18 protein-coding genes are annotated in these 23,553 nt (G+C 44.6%); 13 read left to right on the top strand and 5 right to left on the bottom strand.

Annotated elements, in window-relative coordinates:
• Nucleotides 1-393 precede the first annotated feature (393 nt).
• From MHI37_RS20330 to hisC, 4 genes are all read left to right on the top strand, one after another.
• Nucleotides 394-744: an HNH endonuclease gene (locus MHI37_RS20330; protein ID WP_342556505.1), complete on the top strand. Its 351-nt coding sequence runs from the start codon at nucleotides 394-396 to the stop codon at nucleotides 742-744.
• Nucleotides 745-1,100: 356 nt separating this feature from the next.
• A complete protein-coding gene (locus tag MHI37_RS20325) occupies nucleotides 1,101-3,653 on the top strand; it encodes a glycoside hydrolase family 2 protein (protein ID WP_076338094.1) in 2,553 nt (850 codons plus the stop codon).
• 180 nt (nucleotides 3,654-3,833) lie between these two features.
• The gene (locus MHI37_RS20320) at nucleotides 3,834-5,285 is read left to right on the top strand and encodes an IS1182 family transposase (protein WP_076340179.1); all 1,452 of its coding nucleotides are present in this window, start codon (nucleotides 3,834-3,836) and stop codon (nucleotides 5,283-5,285) included.
• Nucleotides 5,286-5,611: 326 nt separating this feature from the next.
• Complete coding sequence (gene hisC / locus MHI37_RS20315) at nucleotides 5,612-6,712, top strand: histidinol-phosphate transaminase (RefSeq protein WP_076340081.1); 1,101 nt, start codon at nucleotides 5,612-5,614, stop codon at nucleotides 6,710-6,712.
• A 453-nt stretch (nucleotides 6,713-7,165) separates the two neighbouring features.
• Here hisC and MHI37_RS20310 read toward each other — a convergent pair whose 3' ends face one another.
• Complete coding sequence (locus MHI37_RS20310; RefSeq protein WP_076340080.1) at nucleotides 7,166-7,741, bottom strand: CAP domain-containing protein; 576 nt, start codon at nucleotides 7,739-7,741, stop codon at nucleotides 7,166-7,168.
• Between the two features lie 283 nt (nucleotides 7,742-8,024).
• Here MHI37_RS20310 and MHI37_RS20305 point away from each other — a divergent pair, with 283 nt between their 5' ends.
• Nucleotides 8,025-8,225, top strand: coding sequence for a cold-shock protein (locus MHI37_RS20305; RefSeq protein ID WP_053377054.1), 201 nt, complete (start codon nucleotides 8,025-8,027; stop codon nucleotides 8,223-8,225).
• A 214-nt stretch (nucleotides 8,226-8,439) separates the two neighbouring features.
• On the opposite strand, the gene fabV is transcribed toward MHI37_RS20305, so the two are convergent.
• Both fabV and MHI37_RS20295 read right to left on the bottom strand, forming a co-directional pair.
• A complete protein-coding gene (gene fabV / locus MHI37_RS20300; protein WP_076340079.1) occupies nucleotides 8,440-9,630 on the bottom strand; it encodes an enoyl-ACP reductase FabV in 1,191 nt (396 codons plus the stop codon).
• Nucleotides 9,631-9,926: 296 nt separating this feature from the next.
• Nucleotides 9,927-10,139 carry an alpha/beta-type small acid-soluble spore protein gene (locus MHI37_RS20295; RefSeq protein WP_076340078.1) on the bottom strand — a complete coding sequence of 71 codons (213 nt, stop codon included), beginning with the start codon at nucleotides 10,137-10,139 and terminating at the stop codon, nucleotides 9,927-9,929.
• Nucleotides 10,140-10,276: 137 nt separating this feature from the next.
• Between MHI37_RS20295 and MHI37_RS20290 the strand changes: the two genes are divergently transcribed.
• Both MHI37_RS20290 and MHI37_RS20285 read left to right on the top strand, forming a co-directional pair.
• Complete coding sequence (locus tag MHI37_RS20290; RefSeq protein WP_256710733.1) at nucleotides 10,277-10,900, top strand: ATP-dependent DNA ligase; 624 nt, start codon at nucleotides 10,277-10,279, stop codon at nucleotides 10,898-10,900.
• A 493-nt stretch (nucleotides 10,901-11,393) separates the two neighbouring features.
• A complete protein-coding gene (locus tag MHI37_RS20285; protein ID WP_076340076.1) occupies nucleotides 11,394-12,275 on the top strand; it encodes an AraC family transcriptional regulator in 882 nt (293 codons plus the stop codon).
• A 184-nt stretch (nucleotides 12,276-12,459) separates the two neighbouring features.
• Here the strand turns inward: MHI37_RS20285 and MHI37_RS20280 are convergent, their stop codons facing one another.
• Together MHI37_RS20280 and MHI37_RS20275 are read right to left on the bottom strand one after the other, a co-directional pair.
• A complete protein-coding gene (locus MHI37_RS20280) occupies nucleotides 12,460-12,945 on the bottom strand; it encodes a C40 family peptidase (protein ID WP_076340075.1) in 486 nt (161 codons plus the stop codon).
• A 166-nt stretch (nucleotides 12,946-13,111) separates the two neighbouring features.
• Nucleotides 13,112-14,092, bottom strand: a complete 981-nt coding sequence (locus MHI37_RS20275; protein ID WP_076340074.1) for an aldo/keto reductase — start codon at nucleotides 14,090-14,092, stop codon at nucleotides 13,112-13,114.
• A 210-nt stretch (nucleotides 14,093-14,302) separates the two neighbouring features.
• Between MHI37_RS20275 and MHI37_RS20270 the strand changes: the two genes are divergently transcribed.
• The 6 genes from MHI37_RS20270 (at nucleotide 14,303) to MHI37_RS20245 (ending at nucleotide 23,508) form a co-directional block, all read left to right on the top strand.
• Nucleotides 14,303-15,088, top strand: a complete 786-nt coding sequence (locus MHI37_RS20270; protein WP_076340073.1) for an alpha/beta hydrolase family protein — start codon at nucleotides 14,303-14,305, stop codon at nucleotides 15,086-15,088.
• A 555-nt stretch (nucleotides 15,089-15,643) separates the two neighbouring features.
• Nucleotides 15,644-17,137 (top strand): alpha-N-arabinofuranosidase, encoded by a 1,494-nt coding sequence (locus tag MHI37_RS20265; protein ID WP_076337740.1) that lies wholly within the window; start codon nucleotides 15,644-15,646, stop codon nucleotides 17,135-17,137.
• A 12-nt stretch (nucleotides 17,138-17,149) separates the two neighbouring features.
• The gene (locus tag MHI37_RS20260; protein ID WP_076337739.1) at nucleotides 17,150-17,422 is read left to right on the top strand and encodes a DUF6171 family protein; all 273 of its coding nucleotides are present in this window, start codon (nucleotides 17,150-17,152) and stop codon (nucleotides 17,420-17,422) included.
• A 203-nt stretch (nucleotides 17,423-17,625) separates the two neighbouring features.
• Nucleotides 17,626-18,642, top strand: a complete 1,017-nt coding sequence (locus tag MHI37_RS20255) for an S-layer homology domain-containing protein (RefSeq protein ID WP_076337738.1) — start codon at nucleotides 17,626-17,628, stop codon at nucleotides 18,640-18,642.
• A 30-nt stretch (nucleotides 18,643-18,672) separates the two neighbouring features.
• Entirely contained in the window at nucleotides 18,673-19,269 is a 597-nt protein-coding gene (locus MHI37_RS20250; RefSeq protein WP_076337737.1) for a TlpA disulfide reductase family protein, read from the top strand.
• 90 nt (nucleotides 19,270-19,359) lie between these two features.
• Entirely contained in the window at nucleotides 19,360-23,508 is a 4,149-nt protein-coding gene (locus MHI37_RS20245) for a beta-L-arabinofuranosidase domain-containing protein (protein WP_076337736.1), read from the top strand.
• Nucleotides 23,509-23,553 lie beyond the last annotated feature (45 nt).

Here is a 23,553-nt window from a genome sequence, read left to right as displayed (position 1 = left end):
TCCCCTCATCATGCAAATAATGCTACAATAGTAGAAAAACATGAGGGGAAGAGATCGGGCGTGCAGTACGAGCTGTACCTCGGATAACTAATGGATGATACGGAACCTCTTGAAACGAAGCAATGTGCAAATTGCAACGAAATAAAACCCATTACACATTTTTTGCGTCGAACGGGTAAACGCTCAAGCACTGGATCACGCCGTGGTACTTGCCGAGCTTGCAGGCAGGTGAAGCTCGCTGCTATTTCATCGCCTACCCTACAAATCATAGACCTCAAAGCGATAAGCAGGAAAGCACATGCGAGCAAGCTGTTGCTCTCGCCCTCACCGCCTAGCAGCCTGCTGCCGAAAGATGCCTCATCGTTAAGAATGACTCGTCAGGGGACAATCTGGATGAGAGGCAGGACGGACAAGGGACGACGCTGGTATCAAGAAATCGAGTTAGCGCTTGCGGTAACACTGGTGGAGGAGCATGCTGCGGTAATCATTAATCGACACACCATTCGCCGTTTGTACAGCAACAAAGATTTTCGTCGCTATATTTTGGAGCGGGATCGATTTATTTGTTATTTTTGCGGGGAATTCGGTGACACCATCGACCATCTGCTGCCGCGCGCCAAAGGCGGTCATACGACGCCAATCAACTGTGTCTGTGCTTGTAATGCATGCAATCAGTCGAAGGCTGATCAGGATCTGAATGCGTTTATGAAATTTGAAGACAATTCCGATTCATCAAGCATGTAATAAAAAGATGATTAATCATCAAATAATATAAAGAGGAAGAGCACTAACGATACCTTCGTTTATGCTCTTCCTCTTTGTTTTATCAGCTTCTAGTCATAAGCTCAGCCTTAGTGATAGATAGAATGGTTACTTTTTTCCTTGTTTGTTATTTTGTTATGTTCTTAAAATATAAAGTTTATCTTGAGTTTACAAGTGATTTATACGAAAAATACGGCTTTTATCGTTATTATATTTTTAATTTGAATAACAAAAACAAAACAATTGACCATATTTGTTTGTGGTGATATGTTTGTTATGTTCTATTTTATGAGATATTAGTGAAATTGCTAGGAAGACATAGATTTCAGGAGGATACGATGAAAAAATCACAGCTATTGCTTAACAATTGGAAATTTAAAGCTTGCCAAGATAACGAATGGATGCAAGCTATCGTACCAGGGTGTGTACATACGGATCTGCTTCGCAATGGGGTGATCAAAAATCCATTCTATGGGACTAACGAGCATGATTTACAGTGGATCGACAAACTTGATTGGGAATATGAAGCTCGGTTCGATGTGGAGACGGACTTGTTCCACGCATCTTCATTAGAGCTCGTGTTCGATGGACTGGATACCTACGCAGACGTTTATGTGAATGGTACACCTATTTTGTCCGCAGATAATATGTTTAGAACGTGGAGAGCCGATGTCAAAGCAGTAGTTGCAGAGAAGGATAATCGTGTATTAATCAAATTCCGCTCACCTGTGCAAGAGGATCTGCCGAAAATCGAGAAGCTTGGCTACAATTTGCCGGCATCGAATGATCAATCAGAGCTAGGAGGGCTTGGCGCTCAGAAGATTAGTATTTTCGCAAGGAAAGCGCCTTATCATTACGGATGGGATTGGGGTCCTAGGTTTGTTACGAGCGGAATATGGCGTGAAGCTAGACTTGAAGGCTGGTCAGACAGCCAAATTATTGACGTATATGTGAAGCAGGAGCATGTAAGTGCTTCGCAGGCCAGCTTGATCGTTGATGTTGAAATTGAGTCAGCGAATGTTTGGAACGGTTTGGTGAAGATCAGCACAGAAGGTCAGATTTGGGAGCAGGAGGTTCATTTGCAGCAGGGCATCAATGTGGTTCATGTTCCAGTTGTGATTGAGGGGCCTAAGCTGTGGTGGAGCAGAGGTCTCGGCGATGCTTATCTGTACACCTTTCAGGCGGAATTGTTTGAGGTGAAGCAATGTGTAGCTGCCAAAACCGTTCGAATTGGACTCCGCTCGATTCGATTGGTACGTGACAAGGATGCAGCAGGAGCAACGTTTTATTTTGAGCTGAATGGCGTACCTGTGTTTGCTAAGGGCGCTAATCATATTCCGAATGACAGCTTCATCACTGATGTGTCGGATGAGCGCTATCGACATGAAATTGTGACAGCCGCTGAATCCAATATGAATATGCTGCGCGTTTGGGGCGGCGGTATTTATGAGCAATCTGTTTTTTATGAGCTATGTGATGAGTATGGCATTTTAGTGTGGCAGGATTTTATGTTCGCATGCAGCATGTATCCGGGAGATCAAGCTTTTCTCGACAATGTCCGTATTGAAGCGGAGGAAAATGTAAAGCGCCTGCGCAATCATCCTTCGATTGTGCTCTGGTGCGGCAATAATGAGATTGATTCGGCTTGGGCGGAATATGATGAGGAAGGCGGCTGGGGCTGGAAAAAGGACTATACGAAAGAGCAGCGCACAGTGATCTGGGCTGATTATGAGGCGTTGTTCCATCATATTTTACCGGAAGCGGTTGCTGCCTTCGCTCCTGGAACTCAATATTGGCCATCTTCGCCGCTCATTTCTCTAACCGGAGATATTAATCAGCATGCTCATCCGTTATCCACAGAAGGAGACGTTCATTATTGGGGTGTATGGCATGCGGTTGAGCCGTTTGAGAACTATAAGCTGAAAATCGGACGCTTTATGAGTGAATATGGCTTTCAGTCGTTCCCTGAATATGATACGGTTATGACCTTTGCAACGGAGCAAGACTTGGCACTTGATTCGAAGGTGATGCGTGCCCATCAGAAAAATGGCGATGGCAATCGTCTTATTAAAGAGTACATGGATATTTATATGAGCGAGCCGAAGGACTTCACTTCGTTTCTCTATATGAGCCAGGTTCTGCAAGCGGAAGCAATGAAAATGGCCATTGAAGCACACCGCAGGAGCATGCCTTATTGCATGGGGACACTGTATTGGCAAATGAATGATTGTTGGCCGGTTGCCTCGTGGGCAGGTATGGATTATTACGGCAAGTGGAAGGCGATGCAGTATTATGCCAAAAAAAGCTTTGCCGATACGATGATATCCTTCGATAAGCTGGCTGACGGAATGATAAATATACATGTCGTAACGGATTCGCTTGCGCCCGTTGCAGGTGAGCTGCGGATAACATTATATGATTTTTCCGGTGTACAGCTTAAGCAAATTACGGCCAAGGCAGAGGTACCGGGCAACAGCGCCGCAATTGTCAGTTCAATTAACGAGCAGGAATGGTTGACTGGCCTTGAAGAAGGCAGCGTTGTTCTGTATGCAGAGCTAGTTCAGGGCAGCTTGCTGGTAGATAGCAAGGAGTATTATTTTGTAAATTCGAAAGATCTGAAACTGACCATGGCTGCTGTTAGCATAAAAGAGGTGGAAGGCAGCGACGGCACTGAGTTTGAGCTTGCGTCAGACTCTCTGGCGAAGCAGGTTTGGCTTACTGCAGAGCATGAGGGCATGTTCTCTGACAACTATTTTGATCTTATTCCGGGCGTGACGAAGCTGGTGGAGTTCCGATTGCGGGACAGCGGCGAAGCGGCAAGCAAGCCGGCAGCAGCAGGCAGGATAGGGGCTCGTTCCATGATTGATTTTTTGAAAATTATTGAAAAATAAGCGTTTCGCTGAGGATGAGAGCGAAGCTTTGATGTAAGTAGGCGCTAGAGAGTGGCTGTGTCATCTCGAGGCCACTGAAAAAGTCCTTTAATTAAAAACAGGGTACTCTTCCGCAGAGATGCGGAAGAGTACCCTGTTTTCTTGTATAATAGAGGTAACAATAAACAGGCGGTGACCCGGATGATTTCAAATCAACAAAGCTTAAACCTTAGTCCTTATATGGGCATATACGATATCGTTGTCCCTAAAGATAATATGCTTCGAGAGATTAATGACCTTGTGGATTTCTCTTTTATCCATGAAGAGTTAGAAGTGAATTATTGTTTGGACAATGGTCGAAATGCTGTTCCCCCTATTCGGATGTTTAAATATTTGTTATTGAAATCCATCTTCGATTTATCGGACGTAGATGTGGTTGAACGCTCAAAATACGACATGTCTTTTAAATATTTCTTAGATATGGCGCCAGAAGACGCAGTTATCAATCCCAGTTCATTAACGAAGTTTCGCAAGCTTCGCTTGAAAGATATCCTTCTGCTCGATATGCTTATCCAAAAAACAGTAGAAATCGCCTTGGAAAAAGAACTCATTAAAAGCAAATCAATCATCGTAGATGCGACACATACAAAAGCAAGATATAATCAGCAATCGCCGAAGGAATTCTTAATCGAGAAATCAAAATTACTTCGCAAAGCTGTCTACCAGATCGACGAATCGATGAAAGAGAAATTTCCATCGAAAACAACAACCAACGAATTAACAGATGAATTGGCGTATTGTCAAAAAGTGATTGCGGTTGTTGAAAAGGAAGAAGCCATCAGCCAATATCCAAAAGTTCAGGAAAAGCTGAACTACTTGAAAGAGATAGTAGCGGATCATCATGAGCAATTGCAACTCTCAAACGACACGGATGCTCGTGTGGGACACAAGTCAGCCGATTCTTCCTTCTTTGGTTACAAAACACATATTGCCATGAATGAAGAGCGAATCATCACTGCCGCTATCGTGACAACGGGAGAAAAGAATGATGGAAAGCAATTGCAAACCTTGATTGAGAAGAGTATAGAAACAGGTATGGAGATTGACACCGTTATTGGGGATACCGCTTATTCAGAAAAGGATAATATCCAGTACGCCAATGAAAACGAACTTAAACTGGTATCCAAATTAAATCCAATGATTTCAGATGGCGCTCGTCGTAAAGAGGACGAATTTGATTTCAATAAAGATGCAGGCATGTACGTGTGCAAAGCTGGACATATGGCCATCCGCAAGGCAAGAACTGGAACAAAGAATGTAGCGAAAAACCAAGTCAACACCTTTTATTTTGATATAAACAAATGTCAGCAATGTCCTTTCAAAGATGGCTGCTATAAAGAAGGAGCAAAGACAAAGACGTACTCGGTTAGCATTAAATCAGCAGAACATAGCGGACAAAAGGAATTTCAAGATAGTGAGTACTTCAAAGAGAAGGCAAAAGAACGCTATAAAATTGAAGCGAAGAATAGCGAACTAAAGCACCGACACGGGTATGATGTAGCCGATGCCTCGGGTTTATTAGGAATGGAGATGCAAGGTGCCGTGGCGATATTCACGGTCAATGTGAAGCGGATATTGAAACTAATGAAGTAGAATAGGGCAGAAAATGCATAAAACAAGGCTAATTCTCATTCAATCTCGAATGGAATTAGCCTTTGTTTTGTGCAGAGACATGCTTGTGCATTTAAAAACGACAGATTTTCAGTGGCCTGTGTCATCTCTGGCGTCTTTTTTTTTGAAATATAGGAAAGTAGATCAATTCGCCGTACTTTCTCTATATTTCTCCGGAATGAAACGCGCCACCGCCATAAGGACGGCGAAAACCGTTCCACCTCGCCTCACAACTTTACCGCGACACAGAATTAATGTATTATCATAATAAAGCAATATGACTATATTAGATGAAGGTGATTTTATTTATGAAAGAGAAGCTTGAGGTTCAGCCGCGCAAAGCATTGGATATCATGAAGCCGTATTCGCCAGGAAAGCCGATATGGGAGGTGCAGGAGGAGCTTGGATTGGAGCGAGTAATTAAGCTTGCGTCTAATGAAAACCCGCTGGGGCCGTCTCCGAAAGCGCTGGAAGCGATACAAGGGGTACTTACAGATCTTCATCGCTACCCGGACGCTCAGACGATCGGTTTGAAGCGTAAAATTGCAGAGCATTATGATCTTAGCAGCAATCAAGTTATTGTAACGAATGGCGGCGATGAGCTGATTACGCTCGTATCGGAAGCTTTTTTGGATGCTGGTGATGAAATCATCATACCGGGACCTACGTTTAGTGAATATGAATTCGGTGCACAGATCATGGGAGCAAGAGCGGTAACGGTTCAGCTTAAAGAAAATTTTGATTATGATCTAGCGTCTATTTTATCTGCTGTAACTGATCGCACAAAAATCGTATATTTATGCTCGCCCAATAATCCAACAGGTACCATATTGTCCAAAATAGTGCTAAAGCAGCTGCTTGATGCGTTGCCCAAACGAGTTCTCGTAATGCTTGATGCAGCGTATAGTCATTTTGTTTCAGTAGAGGATTATTCCGATGGGATGGAATTTGTACGGGCGGGCTATCCTTTGCTGGTCTTAAAAACCTTCTCTAAAATTTATGGACTTGCCGGCATTCGGGTTGGTTTCGGAGCTGCATCTGAACAAATTATTCAAAATATCCTTCAGGTGAAGGAGCCTTTTAACGTAAATGCTCTGGCACAAGCGGCGGCCGCAGCTGCAATTGATGATATTGATCATATCTCGCGTTCGCAAGCGCTAGTGAAGGAAGAGCGTGAACGATTATATGAAGCTTTCCGCCAGCTCAGCATTGAGTATACGGTTAGTATGAGCAACTTCGTGCTCGTCAAGCTAGGAGAAAGAGCAGAAGCTATTTATGAGCAGCTAATGGCACGAGGAATCATCGTTCGTCACGCGGGAATTTGGTCACTGCCGGCGTATATTCGTATTTCTATCGGAACGGCTGAGGAGAACGATATTTTGGTATCAGTGCTCAAAGAGCTTCTATAATGACGAAGTAAGTTAGAGAGCAAGGTGAGAAGAGCGGGACAGAGCCGCAGTCTTTCTAAAGTGCAGGATAGTGCCGTAGTTGGTTAGATGGTTAGTTGGGAGAGCCCGCTGAAAGGAGCGTTGGCGGACTGGCTGGTGGGTTTGTTATAGGTTATTCATAAATTCACCCCGAGCACGAACCCCGGCTTCCTCCACACGCCAGCTATCCTGCACATTAGCACTAACTTCGCACTTTTTAGCCTCATCGAGCAGCCTATCCTGCACCTATGCATTAGAATAGCTTAGTTTCAGCTTAAGACATGTCTGTAAGGCTGCCTATATTGCGGGAGTGCAACATAGTCACGTGAGAGCTCGAAGAAACAGCTGCTATCCTGCGAAAGTGCAGGATAGCTTCAGAGAGCGGGCTGTTAGACAGGCCTAAGAAGAATGAATCGATGACAGCGACATGGCTGATCAGCCGGTAAATTCTTGCGCCCATGTACCTTTAAAATAAGCGATGCCAACTTTAGTGAAGCTTTTATTTAAAATATTAGCTCGATGGCCTGCGCTATTCATCCAATCATTCATGACCTTCACAGGGGTAGGCTGGCCCTTCGCAATATTTTCTCCAGCCACATCATAGCTGATTTTGAATTTCTCCATCATTTGAAATGGTGTTCCGTAGGTCGGAGAGTTATGATCGAAATAGCGATTGTTGTGCAGATCCTGAGCTTTTACCAAAGCCATTTTGGTTAATGAATCGTCCATAATCAGAACCTGCAAGCCGAGTTTAGCTCGTTCAGCGTTCACGAACGCTAATACTTCCTGGTCATAATGGATAGAGGTTTTGGCTTGATCGGCTGTGTAAGCTTTCGACGATAGATCTGTTGAAGTCCATTTGGATTTCAATGAAAGCGACGTTGGGGTAGATGCCTGTGAGGCAATCGATGAGGCTTGTGTGACGTTGGGTCCGCTTCCCTTGGGAGTAATGGGAGTAGCAGAGCAGCCAACAGCACATAATAAGGCGACAAATACAATAAGCTTCTTCATAGTTTCAACACCTTTATTATTTAATCGAGTGAATCTGGATATCTTTATTTATTCCCGAATGCAGTGGGGTTAACCCGTGCGCAATTAATTTTAAAATTTTTTAAAAGATGACTTGCTTATTGTAAATGCCTATGGTATATTATCAATACAAACAAACAACAAATCTAACCTTGAAATCACGTGTTGAAAAAGGTTGTCATTTGTATGATGATATCTTTTTCAATGTGTGATTTTTAGTATTCCTGGAAAAAACATGTTAATAACTTATTGGAGGTAATCAATTATGGAACAAGGTACAGTAAAATGGTTTAACGCAGAGAAAGGCTTTGGCTTTATTGAAGTAGAGGGCGGCAATGACGTATTCGTTCATTTCTCCGCTATTCAAGGCGAAGGCTTCAAATCACTTGACGAAGGTCAACGCGTTGAGTTCAACGTAACTCAAGGCAACCGTGGACCACAAGCAGAAAACGTTGTAAAACTATAGTATTAAAATTAAGAGCTCTTAACCTTCGGGTTGAGAGCTTTTTTTTGAAATATGGGAAAGTATACGTTCCACCTGTATACTCCACCTATAATTTTGCAAGAAACTTCTTGCCCTTAGATAAGGCAGACGTATTCGTTTCTTCTTATATCTGAAGCATTGAGAAAAAAAGCCCATTCAAGCGAATCACGCTTGAATGGGCTTTTTGTTGTAATTGTTATTTAAGATTAGTGATGTTAACATCCGGATTAACATCTGCTTCGTAATCAATGCCGTCCGTTTCAAAGCCGAACAGTTGGAAAAACTCACGACGGTAGCCTTCAAGATCAGAAAGCTCATATACGTTCTCCGTTGTAAGCTTAGCCCAAACCTCTGCAACCTCAGCTTGAATTTCAGGGCGCATTTCCCAATCATCTACACGGATAAGACCTCTCTCGTCAACGAGCGCGTCATCTTTACTGTATAGGCGATCGGAGAATAGGCGATACATTTGCTCGATACAGCCCTCGTGAATGCCTTTTTCCTTCATTACCTTGTACAGTGCAGAAATATAAAGCGGAACCACTGGAATAGCGGAGCTTGATTGTGTTACCAGTGCTTTATTAACCGATACGAAAGCACGTCCGCCTTGATGGCTAAGCTGCTCGTTGAGACGGTGAGCTGTTGCTTCCAGGTCGTTTTTGGCAGCACCGATCGTACCTTCGCGGTAAACGGCATGCGTAATTTCCGGTCCAATATAGGAGTAGGCTACGGTCGTTGCACCTTCTGCAAGTGCGCCTGCTTGCGATAGCTCGTCAATCCACATTTGCCAGTCTTCGCCGCCCATAACAGCTATCGTTTGACGAAGCTCGTCTTCTGTAGCAGGCTCAATCGTTGCTTGAGTAACGTCTCCGCTGTGGAAGTTAACCGTTTTGTTCGTATAGGTGCCGCCAAGCGGTTTAATAACGGAAGAGAAGGTTTCACCCGTTTTTGGATGTGTACGCCGAGGAGAAGCGACGCTGTATACGACGAGATCAATTTGACCAAGCTCAGTACGAATAAGATCAATGGTTTTTGCTTTAATCTCATCCGAGAATGCATCGCCAACGATGCTGTAGGATTTGCGTCCAGCGGCAGCTGCTGCCTCTTCGAATGCGGCGGAATTATACCAGCCAGCCGATGCTGTGCGAGCGCCTTCAGCAGCTTTGTCGAAATAAACGCCAATCGTATTGGCGCCTGCTGCGAAGGAGGAGACGATACGGGAAGCGAGACCGTAGCCTGTTGATGCGCCAATGACTAGTACGTTTTTAGGCCCTTTAATGGGCGGCTGTGCACTTACATAATTGATTTGGCGCTGTACCTGCTGCGCGCAGCCCTCTGGATGAGCTGTTGTACAAATAAATCCGCGTGTTTTTGGTTGAATAATCATATTAGAATATTCCTCTCTGTTATGGAATTTGCATAATAACGTTATGTAGCATGGCAACTCTATTTCATTTTACCGATTTTTGCAACAGAAGGGAAGTTTTCCGTTCATGATAGAATGGATTTTTTCAAAACATAGGAAAATAGAACATTTCGCGATACTAACTCTATATTTCTCGGAATGAAACGGCTGACGCCGCCAAAGGACGACGACAGCTGCTTCACCTTGTGACGACTATTTTTTTGCAAATAAATAAGCGTCGAATCCGCATCTCTGCATTCTCGGCGCTTAGCAATTAATTACGAGTGACGGCTTGTGAGCTGCTGCTCGGCCATTTGAACAAGGCGGCGAGTAATTGATCCGCCGATGGAACCCATATCGCGTGTGGTCATGTTTCCGTAGTAGCCATCCTGCGGAAGTTGTATCCCTAGCTCTTGAGCAATTTCATATTTTAGCTGCTCCAGCGCTGCACGTGCTTGCGGGACTAAAAGTTGATTGTTTCGGTTTGCCATTTTTTTATCAGCCTCCTTCCTGAACTATTATGTGGAATAGGCACAGAGATTATTCGCTAATTCGACCTGAATTTACCGCCGATTTTTGGGATGAGTCCATGTTAAAATGGATACACAGGAGATGAAGCGAATTGTTTATGAAACCAATGCTCTTGACCGAGCACGACAAGCCCTTTGATGATCCTAATTATATTTTTGAGCCGATTATTGATGGTCACCGTTTGCAGCTTTCTTTATTTGCGAGCAAAGTAAAGCTATATACTAGACACTTTAATGAAGTTACACGGCAATATCCTGAATTACATAATGTTCCTTTGGGACAGCCCGCTGATGTTATTTTGGACGGCGAGGTTGCTTATGTAAATCCGGAAACGGGAGCCGTGGAGTTTGAAACATTGCAGGAGAGGTACAGAATGAACAAAGATCCGCGCATCCGCGAGGCTAAGCGAAGCAATCCTGTTATTTTTTTTGTATTCGATATTCTTTATTACAATGGCATGGATTTGCGGAAGACACCGCTGCTTGCACGTAAGAAGCTGCTGCAATTGGTTTTGGAGGATAATGCTTTTTACAAAAAAATGCTTTTTGTAGAGGACGAGGGCGTAGCTTTATTTGAGCTCGTTAAGCGCTCGGAGCTCGAGGGTGTAGCGTGCAAAAGAAAGGACAGCTTGTACGCCGAAGGGCGAGGGAATAGCTGGATAAAAGTTAAAAATAACGAGTATCATTCGATTGCATGCCATAGCCACGCTCAGGGAAGTTAGTTTCGGGATAGAGATACAAGCGAGGCGGCAATAGACACTTTTACTTTCATTTTCGGTCTTCGGCTAACAGGCTATGAATAGTTCTGCAATGGACTCGAAGTTACTCGATAAGCTGTTCGCTTACACTGCACTTTCTGCAGTAGTATACCTATAATTCGCTATAAATCATTTGTTAGGAGCTAATACTATTGCATTAGTACATTGTAGCCGGAGGAATTGGCGTTCATGTGAGGTTTCTGTTGCAAAAAGTACACTGTAGGCGGGAAGTGTAGGCAGTATCGTTTTATGCGGACAGGTAGCCTTGTTCGTTCTGCGCGGCAGTGAGAGTCTGCAGCCTGAGTACTTGGATTAATAATTTGATGAAAAGGATGCCTGCAGCTGTAGTCGCAAGCATCTTTTTTTTGTGAATTTTCAAATTAAAGCTTTGCAAATCTTTATAAAGTTGTAATACTAGAGATAGAAATGTTGTTATCTTGTTATCGTGGGGTGCTGCATGAATTTCTTATTCGATCCTGTCAAATTCGAAGGCCATAATTTTTTGTGGTCGCATACGGTACGAACGGATACTGCTTATCCAGGCTTTTATCACTGGCATCAATGCATGGAGCTTCTTTATATTCATGAAGGTGAAGGCAGTGTTATCGTAAATCAACATAGCTATGAGCTGAGGCGAGGCATGCTGTTTTTATTTCAGCCCTTCCAATTGCATAAAGTGTTTGCGAGCGTAAGCGAAGAGACGCCTTATACACGATCCATCTCTTTCTTCGATCCGTCGGCTGTGGCGGAAGGTATAGTGTCCTTTCCACTGCGGCACAGCTTGCTGATGAAGGTATGGCAGGGTAAAGAGGTTGGACCGGCCTTTGATTTACTGACGGTAAGTGATGAATTAGAAGATTGCTTCATACATTACGAGGAGATGAGCCAGCAGGGGAGAGGGCAGACGCAGGAAGAGGTAGCGATGCTGCTGCTGCAGATAATGGGGCTTATCCATAGATCGCAAGGCGATAAGCAAATTCATGAGAATATAATAACGAGTGGAAGAGCTCTTCGTTACTCAGAACAGATTATGCAATGGATTGAGGGGCATTATGCGGAGGAGGTTAGCCTTGAACAGCTGGCTGAGCATATGCATTTATCCAAGTTTTATGTTTCTCGCGTGTTTCATGAGGAGACCGGGAGCAATATTACGGATTATTTAACGGCAAGAAGAATTAAGCAAGCAAGCAGGCTGCTGCAATCGACGGCATATTCAATTGAGCAAGTAGGGATTCAGGTTGGCTATCCGAATGATTCTTATTTTATCCATACGTTCAAAAAGGTCGTCGGTGTTACTCCATTGAGGTATCGACAACGGCATAAAGGAAGCCTGATATAGATGTTTTAGCTGGCATATTAACAACAAAGAAGCTGCCATCGCAATTGCGAGAGCAGCTTCTTTCTTAAATATATAAGAATTTATAAGTTTTCAATTATAAATAGGCTTATATATCACTGCGAAACGAGCTTTGCCTTTAAAGGACGGCGACAGCCGTTTACGCTTGGCATATTTGAAATCATAATTAGCTTAAAACACGTTTTGCAGTCACGTAGCTTTTGGCCCAATAGCTGGTGCCTAGGCTGGAAACGGTGACGCCTTGACTCGTAGAGCTGTGAATGATTTTGTTATCTCCTGCGTAAATCGCTACATGACTAATGGATTTTCCATTGGTTTTAAAGAAAACAAGATCGCCCATGCTCAGAGAGCCCTTCGCTACGGTCTTGCCAACTGTCGCCTGTGCTGATGAAGTACGCGGGAGCTTAACGTCAAGACCTTTGAATAAGAACTGAGTAAAGGATGAACAATCAAAAGCGTATGTAACGCCAGCGGGTGCACCGAATTTATAAGGTGTTCCGAGATATTGTTTGCCTTCAGAGATAAGATTGATAGTTTCTGGTGTCGCTGCACTTGCCTTCTGCGCAAATGAGCCGAAAGTGATTGCCGATAGTACGATCGCGCTGCATAAGCCTGCTTTGGCAATCGATTTCATAATGTTTAATTTTCTCATGCTGTCAGGTTGTCCCTCCGCGTTTCGGTTTATGTATTTGACTATAACATAATTGAAACAGGGCTATTTGGGCTTATTAGAACGCGAAGCTAGCAGCAGAAGGGATTATGAGCGATTATGAGAATATAATGAAAAATTATTAATAATTATTGGCTTGTAATAAATATTACGGCATATTAACGCCGCGAGCGCTTACAAGTAGGGAATACCACTGCTCCCGAGTCATGATATCAGCTTGTTTAGCTGCGTCCTTGCAGGAAAGAATTCGCGTAGCGTTAACCGTTCCAATGACAGGCTGAATACGCGCAGGATGCTTCATCAGCCAAGCTAGCACAATGGCCACTGTAGTGGTTTCATTCTCTTCTGCGATCTGTTTCACTAAGGCGGATGTTTTTAATTCTGCCTCAGAAGCAGCCTCGGATACTCTGCCAGAGAATCTGCCTTGTGCAAGCGGACCCCATGCTTGCATTTGAATATCTTCCATTTGCATAAATTCCACTAGACCTTCAGCGAAATTATCTTTTAAGCCAGCCTTTTGGTTGACATGGATACCTTGATCAATAAAGTCATGACGAAGGAGACTAAGCTCAAGCTGGTTTACGACAATGGGATCAGGGAGTGAACGCTGAAGGAAGCGAATTTGCCCAGGACTCATATTGGATACACCGAAATTACGCACCTTGCCTGACAGCTTTAGCTTCGTGAATGCTTCTGCAATGTCGTCCGGCTCCATGAGAGGATCTGGGCGGTGAAGCAGCAGCACATCTAAGTACTCCGTTCCAAGCCGTTCTAAAATACCGTTCACCGATGGCAAAATATGCTCTTTCGAGAAATTGAAACGTCCTGGCAAAGTGCCATCAGCGAGCTGAATGCCTACTTTGGATTGAATAACGATTTGCTCTCGAAGCTTGGGCTGCTGCTTCAGTACTTGTCCGAATACAGATTCAGCCTTGCCTCTTGTATAAATGTCCGCGTGATCGTACATCGTAATGCCGATGGATAAAGCAGCTTCAACAGCTTCCTCCGCTTGACGGATATGATTAGTCGTAATAGGGTCTGCGAGATCCCAGCTACCGCCAAGTCCCATGCAGCCCAGAGCAAGACGGCTGTCCGATATTCCACGACGCTCAAGTGGCATCAATTTCATTTTTGTCAACCTCCGCTTATTTGATTTATCTATTCGACGGATACTATTATACCTTGATCTTCCAAATGATAGAAGTACTGAAAAAAAGTTCACTAACTAACTTTGCTACGTACTAAATTGATACTGCATTTCAATAGATAATTAAGGTAGAATAGATCATTATGTAGATATAATAGATTTTAATTTAGATCTCCTAGGGAGGAATATCAATTGGCGCTCATTACCTGTCATTTTTATTCAGAAGCATTAGGCCTTAGTACGTCAATGACTGTCATTTTACCGCAGCAAACGACCTCGCAAATTGGACTAAACAATCGCAGTGGCAAAAAGCTGCATAAAACGCTGTACTTGCTGCATGGCTTTTCTGATGACGATACGATCTGGGCTAGACGAACCTCTGTCGAACGTTATGTTGCGGAGCTTGGACTTGCTGTTGTTATGCCTAATGTGCATCAAAGCTTCTATACCGATATGGAATACGGCAACAAATATTGGACCTTTCTAACCGAAGAGCTTCCTCAAGTCGCTAGATCCTTCTTTCCTTTATCAGACGCTAGAGAGGATAATTATGTTGCAGGCTTGTCTATGGGCGGCTATGGAGCGTTCAAATGGGCTTTAAGCTATCCTGATCGTTTTGCTGCTGCGGGAAGCTTGTCTGGTGCGCTGGACATGGCTAATCATGTGAAGGACCCTGCAATGCCGCATATGAAGCCGTACTTTAATCTCATCTATGGCGAGAAAGAGATTTTAGGAACGGATAATGACTTGCTGCATCTTCTCTCTACGAAATCGAAGTCGATGGTGAAGAAGCCGGCACTTTATCAGTGCTGCGGTACCGAAGATTTCTTGTACAACGATAATATCGCTTTCCGAGATGCGTGCACACAAGAAGATTATCCATTAACGTACGTAGAGGGCCCGGGCAGTCATGAATGGGGCTACTGGGATACACATATTCAGCATTTTTTAGCTTGGCTGCCATTATCGGATCAATAAGCGTTTGAATTATATATATATCAATGAAGAAGGAAGCTATCATGCCGAGGGGCAGGTAGCTTTTTTTCATTGTATAGGAAACTATGCATTCTCCGAACCTGTTGATAATGATGCTGCGGAAGCAGCCAGTGAGCAGATAACGAAAGCTAACGGAAGCCAGAGACGCTAAAGTTGCATTTTGGGTTAGCGTCACATTTTAACGGAAGTGGGAGACGCTATTCCGCAGAAATGAAGCGAAATCGGGCATGTATGGTACAAATAGGGGCTCGTGTTTCCGTTAGAATCTTGAAACGAAAAATAAAGGCGATTTAGCGTCTGTGGTTTCCGTTAGAAGTGTGAGCTGACGCGACCGCGATTTCGAATCATCCGTAAGGGTGATTTTGTTCTGTTCATAAATAAATAGCCGATAAAATGATTTTTAGGGTTGCAAAATGTATCCGCTCCCATTATGATTTGATTAGGATTAATATATACATTACTGGATGAATAAATATATTAATCCAAAGAACTGATAAAGATATTATATTCTAAACATACAGAATTGAGGCGAAGCAATTGGCAAACCGAGTAACGATTAACGCAGATTTGGCAGCAGGCACAATTAACCGTAATATTTACGGGCATTTCTCCGAGCATTTAGGCCGTTGTATTTATGAGGGCATTTGGGTAGGCGAGGATTCTCCGATTCCGAACACGAACGGCATTCGCAATGACATCGTAGCAGCTCTTAAACAACTGAAGATTCCTGTTCTTCGCTGGCCGGGCGGCTGCTTTGCCGACGAGTATCATTGGAAGGACGGCATTGGACCGCGCGAAGCACGTAAACGGATGATCAATACCCATTGGGGCGGCGTAGTGGAGAACAACCATTTTGGAACCCATGAGTTTTTGATGCTTTGTGAAATGCTGGAGTGCGAGCCTTATATTTCGGGTAATGTGGGAAGTGGTACCGTTCAGGAAATGTCGGAGTGGGTGGAATACATGACCTTCGATGGAGTTTCCCCGATGGCAGAGCTTCGTCAGGAGAATGGCAGAGAAAAGCCGTGGAATGTGAAATATTTTGGCGTAGGCAATGAGAACTGGGGCTGCGGCGGCAATATGCGTCCTGAATATTATGCTGACCTTTATCGAAGATATCAAACCTATGTACGCAATTATGGAGAGAACAAAATTCATAAAATCGCGTGCGGACCGAATGTCGACGACTATCGCTGGATGGAAGTTCTTATGCGCGAGGCGCACGGGATGATGGATTCGATTTCCTTGCATTATTACACAATTCCGGGTGAAACCTGGCATGAAAAAGGCGCAGCGACAGGCTTCAATGAGGATGAATGGTACAGTACGCTTAAGAAAGCACTTACGATGGATGAGCTGATCGAGCGTCATTCCACGATCATGGATCGTTATGATCCAAGCAAGCGTATCGGGCTTATCGTTGACGAGTGGGGCACTTGGTTCGATGTTGAGCCGGGAACGAACCCTGGCTTCCTGTACCAACAAAATACGATTCGGGATGCGCTTGTTGCAGGTGTAACGCTTAATATTTTCCACGATCATTGTGATCGGGTTCAAATGGCTAACATTGCGCAAGTTATCAATGTGCTGCAATCTGTAATTCTGACCGAGGGTGAGAAGATGGTTCTGACACCAACGTATCATGTGTTCGATATGTATAAGGTGCATCAGGATGCGACGCTTCTTACAACGTCGATCGACAGCCAGGATTATGCGCATAATGAGCAGAAGATACCTCAGGTTTCCGTATCTGCTTCGAAGGATGCAGAAGGCCGCATTCATGTCAGCCTTTGCAATCTGGACAATCAGTCAGGTGCTGATGTGGAGATCGATCTTCGCGGTTTGGCAAGCGCTGGCCTTAAGGTTACAGGAACGGAGCTTACAGCTTCTATAAAGGATGCACATAATACGTTTGAGCAGCCGGATGCGGTGGTACCGACCGCTTATCAAGCCTTTACTGTAAACGGTACAACCATTAGCGCGAAGCTCTCGCCGATGTCGGTTACTGTGCTTGAGCTGATTTCGGAATAAGGAAGCCTTTAGATGAGCAGCAAAAGTCAGTGCAAGGGCTGTCGTGACGAATACCGTGTAACAGACGAGCAGATTGATCGTATATTGGCAGCGCCGATGTTCCAAACTGACATTAGCGTACCCAATGATGTGTATGAACGGCGGCTTGCAGAATGCAGCGGCTGTCCAAAGTTTCAATATGGCACGACGTGTTCGATATGCGGCTGCTTCGTAAGAATTGCTGCTAAATACAAGGATCGAGCTTGTCCAAAGCCGGGCGACAGCCGCTGGGCGAAATACGCGTAGGAACAATATTATATGGATGAAGGGCCGCTTTCCGTTTTATCGGAGAGCGGCTTTTTTTGTTTCTTCTATCGTCATGGTCGCAAATAAATGCTGAAAACCTTAAATTTTTGCTTAATATTGTAAATACTTTCTTAATTTATGTTTGTACAATGTAGCTAGTTGAGCTAGGTTTCACATTCCACCTAATAGAAAGGACGATTCCAATGACGAATTGTAAGCGTTTTATTCTTGCTGTTTTATCAGTTTTATTGCTGTCCTCAGTGCTCGCCAGCTTGGCAGGGGCAGCATCTGCTGACGCGCCAGTGTTTATTCTTTCGCAGCATAAGCAGGACAAGCAAATTAGGATCGACATTACAGGAGATAAATTAAAGGATGTGTACGCGTTTGAGCTAAAGGTGGAATTTGATACCAAGCAGCTCCGTTTCGAGAGTGCGAGCTCAAGCATTACAGGCTATTCTATTAAACCTATTGTTGAAGACAGCCAAGTGATATACGCCTCGACCAAAATAGGCCCAAAAACAGGCGACAATGGGAAAATTACGTTAGGCAGCTTGAACTTTTCAGCTTTAGGAAAGGGAAAAGCGGTCATAAATCTTACCGCTGTGAAGCTCGTAAATAGTGCAATGGAGTCCGTCACATTGGAGCCTAAAATGAAATTCGAGGTACAGCTTGAAGGAGTGAATATTTCTTTTAAGGATGTTGCGGGACACTGGGCTGCAACGTCAATTGAACGAGCTGTGGAGCTTGGTTTCGTTAACGGCTATACGGATGGTACATTCCGTCCCAATTCACTAGTAACTCGAGCTGAGTTTGCGGCAATGCTAGCTCGAGCTCTTTCGATGCCGACAGAGATAAGTGAGAGCTTATCGTTTAAGGATACTGGGAGCATACCGGCATGGGCAGTTGGTTATGTAACAGCTGCGGTGAATGCGGGCATTATTACCGGCTATGAGGATGATACGTTCCGGGCTAGCACACCAATTAAACGCAGTGAAATTGCTGTAATGATTACTCGAGCACTGAAGTGGGAAGTTGATCCGGCTAAAAAACCAACTTTTGCTGACGCTGAAGATATCCCAGCATGGGCGCAGCCTTCAGTAGCAATGGCTGCCGAAGCAGGCATTCTGAAAGGGAGGGGCGCGAATCAATTCGTTCCTAACGCAATAGCGACACGTGCTGAGGCAGTAACACTGCTGCTCTCCTTAATTGATTTGAAATAATAGAGAATTAAGCAGGGAGGAGTAGAGTGGATGAAAGCCTCGATTTGGACTGTTGCAGCGCTGGTGCTGGCTACTGCCTTTGGTACAGCTTTAATCTTTTATTCTAGTCATTCTAGCAGCAAAGAGGGATCGAAGCTAAATGCTGCCTCTCTGGAGCGTATCTTAAGCGTGGACCAAGACTCAGCTTTGCATCGCAGCGACGCAGCAGGTGTCAAAGCTCCTATCGTTACATTAAAAGCGCTTGATGGCAACACGTACACCATTGGAGGAGAGAATAGCAAACCGATTGTTCTGCAATTTTGGGCAAGCTGGTGCGAGGCTTGCACTGTGGAGGCGCCAACGATGAAGAGGCTGCACGAGGCATATCAAAATAATATCGACTTCTATGGTATTAACCTGTCCTCGGAGGAGAAGCAAGCCGACGATATTAGCGCATTTGTACAGCAAAATCAATGGGGTTTTATAAACCTGCTGGATGCTAATAAACGCGCTTCTTACTTATACGAGCTGCACGCACTTCCAACCACATTCATTATTGATACAGATGGAACGGTGCTTGATACCTTTCATCTACTAGACCCTCTGGAATTCAAGCTCAAGTTGGATCGAATAACAGAGGGGAGGTGACAGGGGAAGGATGCCTTCTTGGGACGAGCAGATGATTAAACACTGCCTTGCCTATGCCTTGTAAAACAAAGTCTGAAGGAGTGGAGCAAGATGAAATTCGGAGCAAAGTTGAAAACGCCAATGGTCATCATGCTGATTATCAGCATGTATGTCAGTTTGTTTTTGCCTGCTGTTCACGTGGATGCCTCAGCGGAAGAGGAACCTGGATTTTTTGAAGATCATTTTAATAGATCCGTTATTAATGATCATTGGAGTGTGATTGACGGCAATTGGTCAACGTCGAGTGGACAGCTGACTGTAGAGAGCGGCTCCGGTTCGAAAGCGTTAGTGAAGCAAGCGGAGTTCGAGAATGGAAGTGTTGAAGCAGATATCAGTTTCACAAATCGCAACGGAGATGCAGGCATACTGTTTCGCACAGTCAGCGCAGAGCCAGGCGCGGATAATGTTAAGGGATATTATGCAGGCATTTCCGCTAAAGATAACGGCAGCGTTTTTCTAGGGCAAATGAACAACAATTGGACGGAGCTGAAGCGTGTAAAGTTGACCGTTGATCCGAACACGGTTTATCGATTTAAAGTTAGTGCTGAAGGCTCGCAGATTAAATTTTATGTGAATGACCAGCTGGTTTTAGAGCAAACGGACTCGATGTTTGGAAAGGGACAGGTTGGCGCAAGAATCTATCAATCACAGCCGACGTATGATCTTTTTCAAGTATGGGATGACAAGCAAGAGCTTGTATTCACAGATTCGTTTGATACAGAGGTCGAAGGAATAGCGCTCCCCAATTGGCAAGCGAGTCAAGGGGACTGGAAACTGCAATCCGGTGGTGTAACGGTTGGTGACGGAGCTAATCAAACGCTGCTTGTAAAAGATACCCGGTTTCATGACTTTACAGTGGAGACAGATGTTCAGCTAACGGCAACAGCTGGTGCTGCCGGGCTTTTGTTTAGAAGCCAATCTAGTGAAATAGGAAAATCAGTTCAAGGCTACTATGCGGGATTGAGAGGGGATGGGAGCCTGATTCTTCGCCGTCTGAGCGAGGAATGGACCGATCTCCAAGTTGTTAAAGTATTGGATGTAGTCTCTACGAGCAAGCTCTATCAGTTGAAGGTTGTTACCTATGGTAATGGGATTAAAGTATTTTTGGATGATATGCACAACGCGGCTCTGGAATACTATGACGACGATAGCGGGCAATTTGCTTCAGGCGGCATCGGCTTATGGGATGACGGCGCTAAGCCTCTTTTCGACAACTTTATTGCCAGTGATTATTATGTTCCATCCGAGTCGTTTAAGGAGCCTGTTGCCAATAAGGAGCCGCTGCTTCAAACACCATTCCTACCTCTCCCTTTAGGCTCTGTAAAGGCGGAAGGATGGCTGCTTAAACAGCTTGAGCTCATGAAGGAAGGAGCAACAGGCTATGCGGAAGATTTGTACGGCGAGCTAAACACCAATTCGGAATGGCTAGGCGGCACGGCACCGGAGTCGAACTGGGAACGCCCCATTTATTATGTGAAGGGCTTAATCGCACTAGCCTATACACTGAATGATCCGGACCTGATTGCGAAGTCTCAGAAGTGGGTCAACTGGATGCTGGAGAGCCAGCGTGATGACGGCTTCTTCGGTCCTGCCAGTGATAATGACTGGTGGCCGCGAATGGTAGCCATTTATGTGTTGAAGGATTATTACGAGGCGACAAACGATGAGCGGGTCATCTCCTTCTTAACGAATTATTTTCAATACCAGCACAGCCACTTGGATCAGCGACCTTTACGGGATTGGGGACAAATACGCAGCGGGGACAATTTAAATGTTGTGCTTTGGCTTTATAACCGCACTGAAGATGCCTTCCTGCTTCAATTGGCAGAAAAGCTTAATACTCAAGGCACAGATGTGACTGATATTTTAACTAACAACAATTTTCTCGAAGCGGCCAAGAGCAATCCTGCAGATTTTTACTCACAGCATACGGTCAATGTGAATGAATCCATTAAGACACCAGCTATTTATTATCAATTATCGAAGGATGAAGCGGACAGGGATGCTTTTCATGCAGGTGTAGAGCATTTGGATCAGTCACATAACCAAATTACTGGAATGAATTCGGGAACAGAAATGCTGGCTGGACTATCCTCGACGCAAGGGGTTGAGCTTTGTGCCATTGTAGAGAGGATACACAGCAATGCTGTTGCGGCGATGATAACGGGTGATCCTTCTATGGGGGACGCACTGGAGAAAATTACATTCAACTCGCTTCCAGGAGCCATGAGCAAGGATATTAAGACTCATCAATATTTCTCACTGCCTAATCAAGTACAGAGCTCACCTACTGATAATGGCTTTAAGCAAAATTATGGGAACGGCACAGTACAATCACCTTATTCGGGATTCCCTTGCTGTCGCTTTAATTTGCATATGGGCTGGCCGTATTTTGTGAAGGATATGTGGTCGGGCACAGGAGATGGGGGGCTTGGTGTCATCGCATACGGGCCTAGCCGCGTCTCAGCAAAAATTAAAGGGGCAAATATTACGGTAAAAGAAACGACGAATTATCCGTTTGAGGATCAAATTCGCTTTACGATCGAAGAAGCGTCGGAGAGTGTTAAGTTCCCGCTTAAGCTGCGAATTCCAAGCTGGACGGAAAAGGCAACCATCACCGTGAACGGGCAGCCGCAGCAAGCGGTGAAATCTGGACAATATTTCACGATTGATCGTACATGGGAAAAGGGAGATACCGTTGTACTCACTGTACCAATGGAAATCAAAACCTCAACATGGGTAAACAATTCTATTGGAATTGAGCGCGGACCACTCGTGTTCTCTTTGAAAATCGAAGAAAACTGGGTGGAGCAATTCAATCCAGCGCCTCAAGTAAATGCACCTGGGTTTAAGGAATATAACATTCATGCCGCATCGCCGTGGAATTATGGACTATTGATTGATCGCGAAAATCCTGCCGCATCGATCGAAGTGATCACGTCTCCGATGCCGGAAAATCCATTCATACAGGAGACGACTCCGATTAAGCTCATAGCTAAAGGGAAGCGAATACCGTCATGGGGCAAAGCGAATAACGGTGTGTCAGCGGCAGAGCCGCCAGTCGGACCAGTTTACTCCGCAGAGGCTACCGAAAATATTACGCTTGTGCCTTTCGGGGCAGAAAATCTGCGGGTGACTTATTTCCCTGAGGCAACTGACGATATGGACACACAGCCTGCTAAATATGAAGCAGAGAAGGCTCAGCTGTTTAAAACGGAAGCACGCACAAATAATGTCTATGCATCCGAATCAAGCTACGTAGGCGGAATCGATTACGCAGATAGCTATGTTAACTTCGATCAAGTAAATGCTCCAAAAGCTGGGGCGTATAAAATGTTCTTTTGGTACGCTCAGCGCACAAATGACTACCAGCCAGCGACAGCGAAAATCGTCGTAAATGATGATCAGGAGCTATCTGCTAAGCTCGCAGGAACGATCAACTGGGGCAGATTTATGGCAACGAGCGTAAACGTTGAGCTGAAAGAAGGCGTTAACTCGATTAAGTTCATGAGGGGAACAGGCGCAAGCGCGGGCTTTTATGAGCTCGACTATATTGCCTTATCTGAATTAAAACCTGAAGTTCTAGAGCCTGTGGAAGAGCCGGTGGCAAAGCTAACAGGCGCTGCAAATGCGCAGAGCGGGCAAATGATCGATCTCTCATTTGGGGTGAGCGGGATAATAGACAGCGCTTATCAAAATGTTAATGTTCAGGATATTACGGTTAACTTTGATTCTGAAAAGTTAAGCCTTGCCGGCGTATCCTCGCTTAAAGCAGGAGAGAGTGTGATCGAGCGGCAAGAGCTTGAACCTGGAAAGGTTCGTATTCTAGTTACTGCGCAAGGAGAAGGCTTGGCTGCTAACGGTGATTCGCTGAAGCTGACCTTCCAAACGAGTGTGTTGCAGGAAGCGGGAGAAGCAATTGTTACCTTAACGGGCACTACCTTTGAGAGTGGCAATGGGGCTAAGCTTACGTTTAATGATGCTAATCACAAAATACAAATAGCGGCTGCATCATCGTTATCTGGAGATGTGAACGGTGATAGCAGAATATCAGTCGGCGATCTTGCTATTGTAGCTGCGGCCTATGGCAAAGCTAGCGATCAGCCGAATTGGGCGCAGTACCAGAAGGCAGATTTAAATCACGACGGTAAAGTGGATATTGCAGATCTAGCTATACTTTCAAGACTAATCATTGGGTAAATGAATCTGGGAGGAAGGGACATCACTTCCTCCTTATAAAGGATG

It is taken from the genome of Paenibacillus sp. FSL H8-0548 (assembly GCF_038630985.1).
In the GTDB taxonomy this organism is placed as follows: domain Bacteria; phylum Bacillota; class Bacilli; order Paenibacillales; family Paenibacillaceae; genus Pristimantibacillus.
Note: the sequence above shows the minus strand (reverse complement) of the source record. Positions and strands in the feature narration are given on the sequence as shown.